Below are 15,581 nucleotides of genomic sequence, written 5' to 3'. Positions count from 1 at the left end.
TTTATTGTTTTACTTAAAAAAATATAACTAATTTAGAGGATTCAAAACAACAGATATTTTTAGTAATGAGTCAACCATTTATCCCATTAAAAAAAATGATGAGTCGTACCATTTTAGCGGCTCTTTTTTTAGTTCCTACCCAAACAATTTTTGCCGAAAGTTATCAGATTAATATATCGGATCAGACTTCAGAAAGATGGCCAAAACCCAAATTTCAAAACAAATTAGGAACGTTCTATGCAGATTTTAGCAACTTTAAAATCGCTGCAGATGACTTTGATAAAAATCTTGTTAGTTACTTTAATTTAGATAGCAATCATTCATTTGAATTGATTAAAAAGACCAAGGATACAGAAACTGGTGCTATTCACTACAGTTACCAACATTTTTTTAAAGGAATAAAAGTGCATGGAGATTTAGTTTTTTTGCATGAAAAGCAAGGGAAAATTAATCATCTAAATGGGCAATTGATATCTTTTAAAGAGCTAGCTGTTTCCGAAAAAATAACCGATACTGAAGTTGTTGAAATTGCCCGAAAAGCTTTTGGTGTGAATGAAAGTGCAACAGAAAGCGCTATTGAAAAATATATATTAAAAAAAGAAGATGAAACGCAAGGCCTTGTAATTAAACTTGTAAAAAAAATAAATATTCGCTCCTTATATCCTTTAAAGAGTATTGATTTTATTATAGACGCTCAAACAGGTGAGCTGTTAATAGAAAGAAATAAAGTATATAAAGCCGATACTCCAAGTTCTAGTGCTACTTATTTTAGAGGAACTAAGAGTATGACTGTAGATTCTTACAATGGAACGTATCGTTTAATGGATAACAGTAGAAATATTAGAACCTTAAATGGATCTAATTTAGACGGGCAACTAAACAGCGATGGTTCATTCAACGGATTTTCAGAATACACAAATGCTACTCCAAATTTCACAGTTAATGGATTAAAGCCTGCTGTAGAAGTGCATTGGGCTATGAGAGAAACGTATGATTACTATAAAAATATTCACAACAGATTTAGTTTTGATGGAAATAATCATATCATTCATAACTATTATGATGCAGGTGCTGTTTTAGGTACAGATGAAAATGCAGCGGCTGTAGATGAATTCTATCAAAATGATGTGTACAATGGAATGTTTTACGGTAAAGGAGGTTCTAGCATGCATCCAGTGGTCTCTTTAGATATCGCGGGGCACGAATTTTCGCACATGGTAATTAGCAGAAACGGCAATGGAGGTTTAGATTATGAAAACGAATCTGGGGCTATAAATGAATCATTTGCAGACATTTTTGGAACAGCTATAGAATTTTATGTAAACGACAATCCTAATTGGACAATAGGTGAAGGGGTTTTTAAAAACAATGTTTCCCCAAACTATTTTAGAAGTATGAACAACCCAAATAATACACCTGTCTCGGCAGGAGCTCCAAATCAACCCGATACTTACAAAGGTACTTATTGGCAGAAAACTACCAATAATCCAAACGCATATAACGATTATGGCGGTGTGCATATAAACAGTGGTGTGGGGAACCATTGGTTTTATTTACTAAGTATGGGTGGAAATGGAACCAATGATTTAGGAAACGCGTACTATGTAAACCCTATCACCATTCAAAAAGCAGAAAAGATTGCTTACAGAGCGTTAACAAACAGCTTGTCACCCTCAGCAACATATATGGATTTTTATAATGCCACCAAAATAGCTGCTGAAACATTATATGGACTTCATTCAAACGAATGGGACGAAGTTGTAAATGCTTGGTACGCTGTGGGAATTGGTGACGCACCTGCTTCTACTAAAAACATAGAAATGCAATCAAAATTAGCGATTTATCCTAATCCTGTTGGAAATGATTATTTTATTATTGAATCGCAATTAGCAAATGAAACTACTTTTGAAATGTTTGATATTACAGGAAAAAAAATAATTGCATCACAAATTTTAGGAAGCAAAGTAACTATTCCCACTGCAGGTTACCAAGCAGGAATCTACCTGCTTAAATTCAAATCAAATGCAGGAGAATATTCCCACAAACTAATCATTAAATAATAAAAAAATAGTATATTTATAGTACATCTAAAAGGTTAGCGTTTTCGTTAACCTTTTTAATTTAAAAATGACTATGGATTTCACCACTATCACTGATTATTGGCAATTATCGGATCTGCTAAAAGCTTCGTTCTCGCTTTTGGTGGGAATGCTTTTGGGTGCCGAAAGAGAGTTGAAAGACAAAGCTGCCGGTTTGCGAACCATAACCTTGATATGTTTAGGAAGTACGCTGTTTACGTTGCTTTCCTACAAATTGGGTATGGGCGATTCTGAAGATGCCACACGCATTGCTTCGTATGTGGTTAGTGGCATTGGTTTTTTGGGCGCAGGTGTTATTTTTAAAGATGCTTTTAGTATCAACGGATTAACCACTGCTAGTATAATTTGGATTGCAGCAGCTATTGGAATGAGTATTGGTTTTGGTCAGTTTTATACCGCACTTACCTTTCTGGCATGCAGTTTTTTCATCATTCATTTAGGTGGATTTGTAAACAAACATTTATTAACAATGATTTCATTGAAACGCATTGAAATTCAGATTGATAAAATACATTACAAAAGTAAACCCGAAATTGAAACAAATATTAAAATGTTTTGCAAACAAATAGAATTAAAGCAACTACACGAACTAAATGGCATTATTATTCTAAATTATGAATGCAAGGCATACACCAAAAAAATACATCTTCTTGAAGATTATTTGGTGTATAATACTAAAATACAGAGTTTTAAAATGTAGTTTTTTTACTGATCCATTGGATAGATTTTTGCATAGAGCATTTCGCGCACCGATTCGTTCCACTCTGTGTTTAAAATACTCAACACCATGGTATCTCTTCGCACACCTGTTTTAGGACAAATGGCGTTGCTGCGCAAAACTCCATCAACGGAACAACCAATACTTAGCAAAGCATTTATACTTCTCAGGTTTTCAGAATAAGCTCTAAATTCCACCCGAACCATCTGCATTTTCTCAAAAGCAAATTCCAATAAAAGCCATTTGCAATTTTTGTTTACACCCGTTCCTTGAAATGCTTTTCCGTACCAAGTATAACCCATTTGTAAGCGATTGCTGTTTAAATAAATATCGCAATAGCGTGTAGCGCCAACAAATTTTTGCTTTTTCTTGTCAAAAACAGCAAAAGTATATTCTTCTTGGTTAATGCGTTTTTGAATAGCAATACCAATATATTTATTCAAATTTTCTGGTGTATCACATTTCACCATAGAATATTCCCAAATTTCGGGTTCATGTATGGTAAACTCTAAAAAATCTTCATAATGCTTTGCCGATAAAGGTTCTAATCGAACAAATTCATTTTCTAAAATATAATCTTCGTTGAAATCGAAATTAATCATTAACAGTAGGGTGCAACTTAAGGAATGATACTTTTGAAGAAGGCTTTGCAGTTCTGGTCAAAATCAGTATCGTTTAACAATTCTAAAGCTTTGGTGCTTATCATTTCATAATCTGCAGGCTGCAATTGATTTTGAAATATATCGTTATAAATATTACTAATAATTCCAAAAACACCGTTTAATTCTTCGGGTTTTATCTCTTTATTTTTTGCAAATATAATCCTTAAAAAGTTTGCTGCAACATACGATGCAATTTCAATGGCATTGTTAACAGAAATTTTATCTTTCTTGCTTTTGTAATAAAGTAAGGTTTCTAAATCTTTTTGTATTAATTGGGCAATATTGGAAGTGTTCATGTTTTTTCTTAAGCTAAAAAAAACCTGCAATTAAACAGGTTTTAGTGTATTTTTAATGACAATTTTTATCTAAATGTTTTTTTACTGAACCATTTTCGCAATTTGGAATTTGTTCAAATTCATATAATTTTTGAACCATTTCGCCATTTTCTTCCACAGTGTAAGTGATTTCCTGACGTGTGGTATAACCATCGCCATCGTCATCAATATCTAAAAAATTAGGTTTTCCATCGCCATCGGTATCATCGTCCCATAAATCTCCGTTGCCGTTAACATCTTCGTATTTATCAAGTAAACCATCGTTGTCATGATCTACTTCTTTCTTCGCAATCAATGAAATATCAAAAATCAAAGGTTCGTAAGTACCAATAGTGCTGCCAGCAGGAGATGATGCAAAATATCCTAAACCAGATGGCATAAACACAATTACACGTCCTGGGTTTTCATAGGTATAAGTACCGTCTTCATTTTCAATGATGGCACTAGCTGTTTTAATTTTTTGAAGAATTTGTCTGTAACCTGCAATGGTTTCAGTATAGCTTGAAAAAGCGGGGTATGCACTCCAAAAACCAAACGGATAGGTGTCAAAAATCGTTTTGTCAAATTTATAACCCGTATATGAAGTAAATGCATTGTCATGCATATTTGGGGTTTCTCCACCACCTTCATTCACAATAATATAGTATAATTTATATTCCACATTATCGGTTAATTTTTGCAAACCTTGTGAATTGGTGTAATAAGGTAGATTTTTTATAGTGATAGATTGCAGCGGATTTTCACTTTGGTTCCAAATAGCATTTGATGCATTCAAATCGGTGGTTTCAAAGTTTACGCCGTCTTCCAGAATTTCAATGCTGTTTGATTTTAAAAAGGTTTCAATCTCGATGATATCTTCGTTATATACTTCTTGGCGGTCGCGCTCTGCAATAGTGGTATCATTGTCTTCCGGGTTGCAGTTCCAAATTAATAAAGAACCGCTAAACAATGCTGCCCATGTAAAAAATCTTTTCATTTAACTTATAAATTAATGGTGCAAGATACAATTTTCATTTATTTTTGTTTAAAAATTAACCCAAAATTATAATATCAATATGCGCGTAGATAAATATTTGTGGTGTATTAGGGTTTATAAAACACGTAGTATAGCTACTGATGCCGTAAAAAAAGGTCATATATTAGTAAACAATCAACAGGCAAAAGCTTCGAGAGATGTTTTCTCGGGCGATAAAATTTCGGTTCGGAAAGATCAAATCAATTACCAGTACACGGTTTTAGATATTCCGCCCAATAGAGTAGGTGCAAAGTTGGTTGACATGTACCGAAAAGATGAAACACCACCAGAAGCATTTGAACATTTAGAGCTTTTGAAATTGGCAAAAGAGCACTACCGTGCAAAAGGCGAAGGCCGACCAACCAAGAAAGACCGCCGCGATATAGATGAGTACTTAGATGAAGATGATTATTTTGAACAACTAAACAATGAAACTAAATAAAGAATATTGGACCAGCCGATATGCCGAAAACAATATCCCTTGGGATGCCGGTGAAATCACCACACCTATAAAAGAATACGTGGATCAGCTCACCAATAAAAACTTAAAAATTTTGATACCAGGGGTAGGCAGTGGTCACGAACTAGCTTATTTATACAACAAAGGTTTTAAAAATGTGGTGGGTTTAGATATTTCAGCCGAACCTTTTGCAGCTTTTGCAGCCAAAAATCCAGATTTTCCCAGCAACCAATTAATTGTAGATGATTTTTTTAACCATACCGAAACATACGATTTAATTATAGAGCAAACATTTTTTTGTGCATTATCACCAGAATTAAGACCTTTGTACGCAGAAAAAATGAGTCAATTATTAAAGACAAACGGTAAATTGGCAGGTGTTTTGTTTTCGTTTCCGCTCACAGAAAAAGGACCACCTTTTGGAGGAAGTGCAGCAGCATATCAAGAATTGTTTTCAAACTATTTTTCAATTGAAACATTACAACCGTGCTACAATTCAATAAAACCAAGACAAAACAGCGAACTATTCATTATTTTAAAGAAATAACATGGCACAAAACATTATATTAACCCAGCAACAAATTCAGCAAATAACCAAGCGAATTGCTTACCAAATCTATGAAACATTTGTAGATGAAACCGAGATAGTAATTGCCGGAATAGCAAACAGCGGTTATGTTTTTGCAAAGAAAATAAGCGATGAGGTTCAAAAAATTTCAAACATAAAAATAGTTTTAGGAAAGGTTGAAGTAAACAAGCAAAATCCCTTAGAAGCTATTAAAACCGATTTATTGCAAAACGATTACGAAAACAAAGCTTTGGTTTTGGTTGATGATGTCATGAACTCTGGAGCCACATTGATTTATGGCGTAAAGTATTTTTTAGAAGTACCTTTAAAGAAGTTTAAAACAGCTGTGTTGATAGACCGCAATCACAAGAAGTTTCCGGTTAAAGCTGATTTTAAAGGCATTTCATTGTCCACCTCTAGTTTAGAACACATACAAGTGGTTTTTAACGATCAAGAAGAATATGCTTATTTAAGCTAAAAAGCGCAATCTGAAAAGATTGCACTTTTGTTATTGTACTTCCATCATGATTTGAACCCAGCCTGTCTTTGGTCCGTTTATAGATTCTATGCTATAGAAATAAGTACCAGAGGGCAAAATAGCTCCGCCGTTTGATTGTCCGTGCCATTGATTGGTGTATCCCATTCCATAGCTGTAAACTAAAGCACCCATTCGGTTGTAAACACTTAGCTTTGTTACTCCGAAAGGTGTTAAATCCCAAGAATCGTTTAAACCATCGCCGTTGGGTGAAATTCCTTTCGGAATTAAACAATCATTGTTATAAACAGTGAATTGTGTTTCGTAAGTACATTTGTTAAACTCTGGATAGTCGGGGTCAATAAACAAACTGTTTCCATAGATATAGATCGTTCTTTTGCCATAAATTACAGCATCAGCAGTATAGGTTTTTATCAGCTTTCCTTTACCGTTGGGCTCCGTATAATAATTGTAACCTGCAGGTAGAGGTGGCAATAAAAAAGGTTCGCAGCCCACATTGTATTGGTCGTTTCGGATAATTCTTTCCTTCGAATCAAGACGTAATTCTGATAAAATAAAACATTGCTTCTCGTTTTCAATCCTTACATAAATGGTTTCTTGCACACCAAAAGGCACTTTGTAGCTAGTTGGTTGTTGTATGGGATTTGTTTTAGAAATGGCATTATTTTGTGAATTATAAAAGCTAAATTCAAAATCTGATTTTGTTTGACCATCAATAAAATAATCAATACTTTCTTCTAAATTATACACCAATCCGTCTGACGCTTCATCAGCACAAAATTCAGAATAGTCTATGTTTTTAGGAGGAAAGCCTAATGTATCCACTTTTAATTGCAAGGGTACAACAAAAGGACATTTCCCATTGGCGGTTATTTGAATGTAAATTGTTTTGCTTCTTGTTAGATAATTTTGAGGATTAGAGATGTAATTAGTGTTATCTTCTAAAGCATCTTGTTCATTTTTATAGTATTTATAAGTTATAGAAGAATTGTTTAACCTGTTAATTTGTGGTTCAATATCGGTGAGGTTGAAATATTCATCTTTTGTTTGATCGAAATCACAAACTTCTAATTCTAATGCATATTCAGGCAGCTTTGCCACATCGTTCACAATAAACGTTATTTCGGTAACGCGCGCCAATAATCCGTTTGCTCTTTTGAATCGGGCATAGATCGTTTTAGGACTTTCAGTTGATGAAACGTCATACGGCGATTGAAGCGTGTTTGTGGCAAAGAGGGTATTTGCATCAGCCTCAAATTCAAAGAAATCGATAGTAAATGTTTTGTTTATGTTGTTGATTTCATCTTTTATGGTATTCAAATCGAACGTTTCTTTTCCATCCCTGTCCCAATCGCATACTTCGTAAGTTTTACCAATCACACTACAGTTTAAAACAGCATCTCCTCCAAACGATAAATCGTAACTAACAACAGAACTTTCCCAATGATCCACGGCGATTAATATTCCATCGCCAGGCACCACATCATACCAACGAACCATTCCCGGAATTACGCCAGTATTTGGTGGAGCAGCTCCCGGAGTTTCGCACAATTGAGTGGGTTCCAGTAAAGATAAACCAATATCTACTGTATTTACCCCAATAATGGTATTTTGCGATCCACGGTCACTAATACCCAAATTCGATAAATTAGGGTTTAGCCAAGAAGCAAAATCAAAATCAACATTTGCGTTTGGGGTGATGGTAAATGTAAAGGTAGAACCTGATTCAATCTCTACATAGTAAAGCGTTATAGCAGTGGATAGTGGTAAGAATGTACTACACGAAGTGTATAAATTGTTATATGCATTGGTTGTGGGGCTGGTTCCTTGAACAGTTTGACCAGAGCATAAATTTATAATATGCGACGGATTTATACTTTGGCTAAAACTAAAATTAAAACCTATGAATAATACTAAAAGCGTAAAAGTGTATTTCATAAAGTATTGTTTTAAACAATAAATATAGCCAAAATAATAAACAATTAATCATTTTTTTTAATGATTGATAAAATTTCATGGCAAATCGCTGTAATATCTTTGTTGTTGATAGGCAAAATATGTTTTGAAAAATTATAAAAATAATTTCGCTCAAATAAATGCTGTGCAATGTATGTGGGCAAGTCATCAATATTTTGCAAAAGAGGGCGATTGCTGTTTTTTAACCTTTCAACTAAAGTAGAAACACTCGCCTTTAAATAGAACGATTGCACCCTATTATCTTGTAGTTTTAAATGGTTATTCGCATAGCAAGGAGTGCCACCGCCCAAGCTTAAAACGAATTGTTCATCGGTATTTAAAAGTTCATTAAACCAAAAATGTTCCACTTTTCTAAAATAAACCTCTCCTTTTTGTTTAAATATTTCGTTAATGGTTAATTGCTCTTTGTTTTCAATAAAATGGTCTAAATCAATAAAAGGAATAGCAAGGTCAATGCCCAATTTTTTCCCTACGGTTGTTTTACCACTTCCCATATATCCCACCAAAATAATTTTTTTCATGTTTTGCTTTGTTTGTCAAACAAAAATACAACTAAAAAGCTTTTTGAATATTTCATACAAGAATTATATCTAAAACAATAACTCTTTTTTAAATTAAAAGTACTATATTAGAATTTAGAAAATAACAAATTGTATATGTTGGTAAAAGTTTTTGGAAGCGCTGTTTTTGGTATAAACGCTACCACAATAACCATTGAAGTAAATATAGACAAAGGCATTGGCTATCATTTAGTGGGGTTGCCCGATAATGCGGTGAAAGAATCAAGCTACCGAATTGCTGCTGCTTTGGCAAATATTGGATACAATTTACCCGGAAAAAAAATCACTATAAATATGGCGCCTGCCGATTTGCGCAAAGAAGGCTCGGCATATGATTTGCCTTTAGCGATCGGAATTTTAGCCGCTTCAGGTCAATTAAAGAAGACCGATTTTAGCAATGTAATGATTATGGGTGAATTATCGTTAGACGGTTCTGTTCAGCCCATCAAAGGTGCGTTGCCAATAACCATTCAAGCAAAGGCCGATGGTTATACAGAGATTTTTCTTCCAAAAGAAAACATTCAAGAAGCAGCTATCGTTGAAGGAATCAATGTGTATGCAGTGCCTAATATTTCTGATTTAATCGATCATTTTGAAGATAAAACGCCTTTGGAGATTACCCAGATTGAACAAGAAGATTTGTTTGATGTTGCCAACGATTTTTCGTTGCTTGATTTTGCCGAAGTAAAAGGGCAGGAAAACATTAAGCGTGCACTAGAAATTGCTGCTGCTGGTGGTCATAATATTTTGCTGATTGGTCCGCCTGGATCTGGTAAAACCATGTTGGCTAAGCGACTTCCAAGCATTTTACCACCTATGACGATGGACGAAGCTTTAGAAACCACAAAAATTCATAGTGTGGTGGGCAAGGCACAAAACGTTGGTTTGATAAAAAAGCGACCTTTTAGGGCACCGCACCATACGGCATCGAGCGTATCGCTGGTGGGTGGTGGCAGTTATCCGCAACCTGGCGAAATTTCATTGGCACACAACGGCGTATTGTTTTTAGATGAATTGCCCGAATTTAAACGCGAAGTGTTAGAGGTTATGCGGCAACCGTTAGAAGATCGCGAAGTAACCATTTCGCGGGCAAAGTTTACCGTTTCCTATCCATCTTCTTTTATGTTGGTAGCAAGTATGAACCCAAGCCCCAGCGGATATTTTATGAATGATAAAGGGTTAAGTTCTTCATCGGCACAGGAAATGAATCGGTATTTAAACAAAATTTCAGGACCTTTATTGGATCGAATTGATCTTCATATCGAAGTAAACCCTGTTCCTTTTGAAAAATTATCTGAAAAATCAAGCGCAGAGAAAAGTGCGTCGATACGAGATAGGGTGGTGCAAGCCCGAAGCATACAATCGGAACGTTTTAAAGAATATGCGGGTATTCATTATAATGCCCAAATGCCCACAAAGTTAATAGCTGTTTTTTGCGATTTAGATGCCACTTCATTGCAATTGCTGCAAACTGCTATGGATAAACTTAATTTATCAGCCCGTGCATACGACCGAATTTTGAAAGTGGCGCGAACCATAGCCGATTTAGAAAGGAGCGATAAAATTCTGCCGGCGCATATTGCCGAAGCCATTCAATACCGCAGTTTAGACCGTGATTTATGGACTAATCAGTAAGTTGCTCGCTAATATGTTGGTACAAACAATACGCCACAATATAATTTAATGGTAGGGTTAAAATAATTCCTATTCCAAAAAAAAGAATACCTATTAATGATAAAAAATATGTAATCATAATAAATAAAAACAAAAATCCGGGTTTTTGATTGATGATAGCAATGCTTAAAGAAATACTTTTACCAACGCCCAAACCGTGCACATAAATAGCAACTACCGAAAAATAAGTTAACAGCTGCAGCAAAACAGTTATTCCAAGTGCTACCAAGCCAAAACCTGCTTGTTCTAAGAAATAGGAAAGGACAGTGGTGCTTACTTGCACTGCTATAATAACGTTTAGTGCTTTTAAACCGCTGGTGCTGAAAACAGATTGGTAAGCGGTTCCCAAGCCCACATAAGGCTGGGTTGCTGATTGATGAATCATTCCGTAAACGCCGCTTAAAAGGTAATGTGCAATGATGCCCACAATTCCGTTTAAAAGCAGCAGTTCTATAGATTTACTGGCAAGTATTTCTTCTACAAATGCAGTGTTTTCTAATTTAGAGATGTCTTGCGGAAAATCGAACAAAAATAATATTCCAATAAAATATACAAAAAATAGAATGATAAAGGTAAGCAATATATAAAGTCCGGAGGTTACAGCTACTTTTTTCGCAACCGCAATGATTTGTTCGGATAGTTTTAATTGTTCAATTTCGTAGTTCATAATAAAAAAAATGCTTCGCAAAAGTACGAAGCATTTTTTGAATTGTTTACTGTTTTAATAGCGAATACTATTATATATGATTTGAATATCGCCTTGGCTGATATCTCCTGTGGTATATCCTTTCATAAACCAAGCTTTTCGTTCGGCTGATGTTCCATGTGTAAACGTTTCCGGCTGCACATGACCCTGCATTTTACTTTGAATGGCATCATCGCCTACTGCTTGTGCGGCGCTGATTGCTTCTTCAATGTCGCCTGCTTCTAGCTTGTCTTTATTGCGGCTTGCCCAAATTCCGGCGTAAAAATCAGCTTGTAATTCTTGTGCTACCGAAAATTTATTGGCTGCAGCTTTGCTTTTTCCTTGCTGAGCTTGGCGCACTTTTTGGCTGGTTCCCACAATGGTTTGTATGTGGTGCCCCACTTCGTGTGCAATGACATAAGCAATAGCAAAATCGCCTCCTTTGGCACCAAAACGACTTCTTAATTCTTCAAAAAAACGTAAATCCATATACACTTTTTGATCGGCAGGACAGTAAAAAGGGCCTGAAGCTGATGTAGCCGAACCACATGCAGTATTCACACCGTCATCAAACAAAACCATTCCAGGGCTTTGGTAAGTTTGTCCATTTTCTTGAAAAATCTGACGCCATGTTTCATTGTTATAATAAAAATTAGCTTCCGAAAAATCACCTAATTCTTTTTCCTTTGCAGAAAGCTCTCGCGTTTGCACTTGTTCGGTTTGCTGTATTGCGCCTTGGGTTTGATTCAATACATTGCCAATTACTTGCCCGGTTTCGCCACCAAACATGGTAAGCAACAATGCTACAATACCAATGATTCCACCACCTACAACCGCTTTTCCACCGCCCGACATTCCTCTGCGGTCTTCAAACCCTTCTGCTTTTTTTCTTTCCCATTTCATATCTTAAAACTTCTAAATTTTTATCTAAATTACTATTTTTCTACGTTTTTCCAAATAATATCATCTGGAACGGGTGCTATAATTTTTAATTCTTCTTTGCTAACCGGATGTCTTAACACTAATTGGCGTGCGTGCAAATGAATACCACCGTTTGGATTGCTTCTATCAAAACCATATTTTAAATCGCCTTTAATTGGGCAACCAATAGCGCTCAATTGACAACGAATTTGATGATGCCTTCCTGTATGCAAATCAATTTCTAGCGCAAAATAAGCATTTAATTTGTGAATGATTTTATAGTCTAAAATTGCTTTTTTGCTGTCTTTTACTTCTTTGGTGTGTGCTTTGGAGGTGTTGTTTTTTGGGTTTCTAGTTAAATAGTGAATCAACGTATCACTATCTTTTGGCGGTTGCTTTTTAACCACAGCCCAATAGGTTTTCTGGGTTTCGCGGTTTTTAAACAAATCGTTCAATCGGGTTAAAGCTTTAGATGTTTTTGCAAACAAAACAATGCCTGTTGTGGGTCGGTCTAACCTGTGAACCACGCCTAAATAAACAGCTCCGGGTTTGTTGTATTTTTCTTTTAAATATTCTTTAACCACATCGCTCAATGGTTTATCGCCGGTTGTATCGCCTTGAACAATATCGCCAACACGCTTATTCACCACAATGATATGGTTGTCTTCGTATAAAACCTGTAAATTTTCTTTTGTTGAATAGATTTTCATTCGAGTGGCATGTAGGTTATTTCTAGAGATGCACAGATGATATGTTGATTTTTTATTTGATTAGACACAATGTTTTTTGCAGATTAATCCTTAAAAAGCATCTTTAAAATGAAGAAAAAAACAATGTATCTGTGGTTTAATTTGTTAATATTGCTCTGATGAATTTGGAAAATCTTTCGATTTCACATCATCAACATACTGTCCGATGGCTTTTGTCATGTCTTCGTACAAATTCATATAGCGTCTTAAAAATTTAGGACTGAATTCATGTGTCATACCAATCATATCATGCACCACTAAAACCTGACCGTCAACACCACTTCCTGCGCCAATTCCGATAATAGGAATCGAAACTTCTTGGGCAACTTTCTCTGCCAATGCTGCCGGAATTTTCTCTAAAACAATTGCAAAACAACCAATTTTTTCGAGCATTTTGGCATCTTCTATCAATTTTTCGGCTTCTGCTTCTTCTTTTGCTCGAACGGTATATGTTCCAAATTTGTAAATAGACTGAGGCGTTAAACCCAAATGTCCCATAACCGGAACACCAGCGCCTAAAATCTTTTTGATACCTTCTTTAATTTCTTTACCACCTTCTAATTTCAAAGCATGGGCACCGCTTTCTTTCATTACGCGAATGGCAGATTCTAATGCCTTTTTAGAGTCCGACTGATAGGATCCAAAAGGTAAATCAACCACTACCAATGCGCGTTGCACACCGCGAACTACACATGAAGCATGATAAATCATTTGATCCAATGTAATGGGTAAAGTGGTTTCGTGTCCTGCCATAACATTGCTGGCAGAGTCGCCTACCAAAATCACGTCAACCCCCGCAGAATCTACAATTTTTGCCATGGTGTAATCGTAAGCAGTAAGCATAGAGATTTTTTCTCCGTTTTTTTTCATATCAAAAAGCGACTTGGTAGTCACTATTTTGTAATCTTTTTTTGCAACAGACATACTGAAATTATTGTTGTTTGTGAGCGGTAAAATTAGATAAAAAGTTTAAGAAAAAGATACTATTCTGAATAAAACAAGCCAAAAGAGCGTGTCTTTTGCAAATGCAGTGTTTTTTATTAGCAATAATAAGATGCTACAATCTTAAACAATTTTCCGTTTTTAAACTGAAATTCATATATCATATAGTCATCGTTTGAAATGTAATACGATTGATTTTCAGCATTTATAAAAGAAATCAAGCCGACAGCGGTTTTTAAAAATTCAACTTCGGTAGTAGTGCTGTCTAAAAAAGTATTTTTAATTTTAAAGCCAATGCCTTGCTGGGCAGTTACTCCTCGCAAATGAAAGGTTTTATTCGTGCGGTGTGCAATGGTTTCACAAATGCCGAAATAAACCAAATATTCATGTTCGGTCAATGTGCAATCATCGTAAGCTTCAGTTTTAGTGGTAAATTTACCTAATTGTGCTACTAAAAAATCTTTTTGAAAACCATTTTTGGGTTCTAAAAGGTTGTTAAGAGCAAAGCCAAACTTTTTTTCTTCGATTAATTGCGAAGGAAGTGTAAAAGATGCTCGAGGTCTGTGTTTTAAAGCATCGGCTTGCAGTGAACAAATTTCGGCAACATCTTTTTGATTATTTTTTGATGCAAATTCGGCATACAAACGTAAAGCGTCTTCGTTTTCATCGGGATTACTGTTCCAACCGAGTTCTAAAATGCGTTCGGCAAATTTTTTTTGCTCTTCTAAAGTTTCAGCTTTTTTGTATTGATTTTTTAAAACGGATAAATCTGGTCGTTGGCCCACATATTTCACTGGAATATATCCCTTTTTGTTATCAATCTGAACCGGAATCCAAGCTTCTGGATTATACGGATAAAAGGAAATAGGAACCACCGTTCCGTTTAAAAGTGTACCTACCACAGGAGCAGCACTATTGGGCAGCTCCCGAATTTTAAGGCTTGCAACCGTTGTGAACAAATGGGGCGATCCGTAATAACCATCGTTTTCTATAATAATTGCAGGTGATGGTTCATAATCGTCTTTTGCGTTTAAATGATCTTTTACCTGATAGGTGTTGGTAATGTAAATGGTTTCGGTGTGTGGTGTGTAAACTTTATAAACATATTTATCTTCCAGAAATTCATACGAATCTATTGATGCACCACGCAGAAAAATGCCCACAGCTTTTGATTGTTTTTCGTCGTTGTATGCAACAGTGGGAGTTGATATGTATTTTCTTTGTTGCCCATAAACCAAACAATTCATCAGTAAAAAGAATAAGACTTTTTTCATAATTTATTTAAAACCTATGGTATTGATTTTGAAAAATTTCGTTTTTATAGATAATAACTTCTGATTCTTCTTTATATTTTCCAAGAGACCTATTGTAAAATTCAATATGATTTAAAAATTTGGTTTTAGAAACTTGGTCATAAAACGTCCAATGAAATATTTCTATTTTTCGACCTTTAATTTCATTGTTGAAATCTTTTTCTTTATAAGTTATTAAGTACGAGTTAATTGAATAATTACTTACTTTTAAAAACTTATTATAATAAATCATTTCTTTGTTGAATCCTGTAATACCGAAAATTGTATCATTTTTAAACATTTTTGGCTTACAATCTTCACATATAGAAATCTTGGGTTCTATAAAATCTTTGATTTCATTCTCAATATAATTACGAAGAATCGTATCTTTAATTTCAGAAAGTTTTATGCTGTTTATGTTTTCAGAT

General features: G+C 35.0%; 17 protein-coding genes. 6 read left to right on the top strand and 11 right to left on the bottom strand.

Translation table 11 applies throughout. The features are described from left to right. Window positions 1–95: 95 nt before the first annotated feature. Complete coding sequence (locus tag NPX36_RS00945; protein WP_257499572.1) at window positions 96–2,060, top strand: M4 family metallopeptidase; 1,965 nt, start codon at window positions 96–98, stop codon at window positions 2,058–2,060. A 73-nt stretch (window positions 2,061–2,133) separates the two neighbouring features. Beyond that, entirely contained in the window at window positions 2,134–2,799 is a 666-nt protein-coding gene (locus tag NPX36_RS00940) for an MgtC/SapB family protein (RefSeq protein ID WP_257499571.1), read from the top strand. Between the two features lie 5 nt (window positions 2,800–2,804). On the opposite strand, the gene NPX36_RS00935 is transcribed toward NPX36_RS00940, so the two are convergent. The 3 genes from NPX36_RS00935 to NPX36_RS00925 are packed head-to-tail and all read right to left on the bottom strand — an operon-like array spanning window position 2,805 to window position 4,790. After that, the gene (locus NPX36_RS00935; RefSeq protein WP_257499570.1) at window positions 2,805–3,419 is read right to left on the bottom strand and encodes a GNAT family N-acetyltransferase; all 615 of its coding nucleotides are present in this window, start codon (window positions 3,417–3,419) and stop codon (window positions 2,805–2,807) included. Window positions 3,420–3,436: 17 nt separating this feature from the next. Further along, window positions 3,437–3,775: a hypothetical protein gene (locus tag NPX36_RS00930; protein ID WP_257499569.1), complete on the bottom strand. Its 339-nt coding sequence runs from the start codon at window positions 3,773–3,775 to the stop codon at window positions 3,437–3,439. Between the two features lie 52 nt (window positions 3,776–3,827). Beyond that, window positions 3,828–4,790, bottom strand: coding sequence for an FKBP-type peptidyl-prolyl cis-trans isomerase (locus NPX36_RS00925; protein ID WP_257499568.1), 963 nt, complete (start codon window positions 4,788–4,790; stop codon window positions 3,828–3,830). A gap of 79 nt (window positions 4,791–4,869) precedes the next feature. Between NPX36_RS00925 and NPX36_RS00920 the strand changes: the two genes are divergently transcribed. The 3 genes from NPX36_RS00920 to NPX36_RS00910 are packed head-to-tail and all read left to right on the top strand — an operon-like array spanning window position 4,870 to window position 6,335. Continuing rightward, complete coding sequence (locus tag NPX36_RS00920; protein WP_257499567.1) at window positions 4,870–5,271, top strand: RNA-binding S4 domain-containing protein; 402 nt, start codon at window positions 4,870–4,872, stop codon at window positions 5,269–5,271. Continuing rightward, window positions 5,258–5,836, top strand: coding sequence for a TPMT family class I SAM-dependent methyltransferase (locus NPX36_RS00915; protein WP_257499566.1), 579 nt, complete (start codon window positions 5,258–5,260; stop codon window positions 5,834–5,836). Before NPX36_RS00920 ends, NPX36_RS00915 begins: the two co-directional genes overlap by 14 nt. Before the next feature lies 1 nt (window position 5,837). After that, the gene (locus NPX36_RS00910; RefSeq protein WP_257499565.1) at window positions 5,838–6,335 is read left to right on the top strand and encodes a phosphoribosyltransferase family protein; all 498 of its coding nucleotides are present in this window, start codon (window positions 5,838–5,840) and stop codon (window positions 6,333–6,335) included. Window positions 6,336–6,365: 30 nt separating this feature from the next. Here NPX36_RS00910 and NPX36_RS00905 read toward each other — a convergent pair whose 3' ends face one another. Both NPX36_RS00905 and NPX36_RS00900 read right to left on the bottom strand, forming a co-directional pair. Beyond that, window positions 6,366–8,291, bottom strand: a complete 1,926-nt coding sequence (locus NPX36_RS00905; RefSeq protein ID WP_257499564.1) for a gliding motility-associated C-terminal domain-containing protein — start codon at window positions 8,289–8,291, stop codon at window positions 6,366–6,368. Between the two features lie 44 nt (window positions 8,292–8,335). Next, window positions 8,336–8,851, bottom strand: a complete 516-nt coding sequence (locus NPX36_RS00900; protein WP_257499563.1) for a shikimate kinase — start codon at window positions 8,849–8,851, stop codon at window positions 8,336–8,338. Window positions 8,852–8,986: 135 nt separating this feature from the next. Between NPX36_RS00900 and NPX36_RS00895 the strand changes: the two genes are divergently transcribed. Continuing rightward, complete coding sequence (locus NPX36_RS00895) at window positions 8,987–10,525, top strand: YifB family Mg chelatase-like AAA ATPase (protein WP_257499562.1); 1,539 nt, start codon at window positions 8,987–8,989, stop codon at window positions 10,523–10,525. Here the strand turns inward: NPX36_RS00895 and NPX36_RS00890 are convergent. The 6 genes from NPX36_RS00890 to NPX36_RS00865 all read right to left on the bottom strand — a co-directional run bounded on the left by NPX36_RS00890 (window position 10,515) and on the right by NPX36_RS00865 (window position 15,454). Next, window positions 10,515–11,231 (bottom strand): hypothetical protein, encoded by a 717-nt coding sequence (locus NPX36_RS00890; protein WP_257499561.1) that lies wholly within the window; start codon window positions 11,229–11,231, stop codon window positions 10,515–10,517. The genes NPX36_RS00895 and NPX36_RS00890 overlap by 11 nt on opposite strands. Window positions 11,232–11,285: 54 nt before the next feature. Continuing rightward, window positions 11,286–12,152, bottom strand: coding sequence for a KPN_02809 family neutral zinc metallopeptidase (ypfJ, locus tag NPX36_RS00885; protein WP_257499560.1), 867 nt, complete (start codon window positions 12,150–12,152; stop codon window positions 11,286–11,288). A 32-nt stretch (window positions 12,153–12,184) separates the two neighbouring features. After that, window positions 12,185–12,880, bottom strand: a complete 696-nt coding sequence (locus NPX36_RS00880; protein ID WP_257499559.1) for an RluA family pseudouridine synthase — start codon at window positions 12,878–12,880, stop codon at window positions 12,185–12,187. 144 nt (window positions 12,881–13,024) lie between these two features. Then, window positions 13,025–13,843 carry a 3-methyl-2-oxobutanoate hydroxymethyltransferase gene (gene panB, locus NPX36_RS00875; protein ID WP_257499558.1) on the bottom strand — a complete coding sequence of 273 codons (819 nt, stop codon included), beginning with the start codon at window positions 13,841–13,843 and terminating at the stop codon, window positions 13,025–13,027. 116 nt (window positions 13,844–13,959) lie between these two features. Beyond that, the gene (locus tag NPX36_RS00870) at window positions 13,960–15,135 is read right to left on the bottom strand and encodes an SH3 domain-containing protein (protein WP_257499557.1); all 1,176 of its coding nucleotides are present in this window, start codon (window positions 15,133–15,135) and stop codon (window positions 13,960–13,962) included. A 7-nt stretch (window positions 15,136–15,142) separates the two neighbouring features. Next, window positions 15,143–15,454 (bottom strand): hypothetical protein, encoded by a 312-nt coding sequence (locus NPX36_RS00865; RefSeq protein ID WP_257499556.1) that lies wholly within the window; start codon window positions 15,452–15,454, stop codon window positions 15,143–15,145. Window positions 15,455–15,581: the final 127 nt, after the last annotated feature.

The organism is Paenimyroides aestuarii (assembly GCF_024628805.1).
Lineage (GTDB): Bacteria > Bacteroidota > Bacteroidia > Flavobacteriales > Flavobacteriaceae > Flavobacterium > Flavobacterium aestuarii_A.
This window is presented reverse-complemented; position numbering and strand designations above follow the sequence as displayed.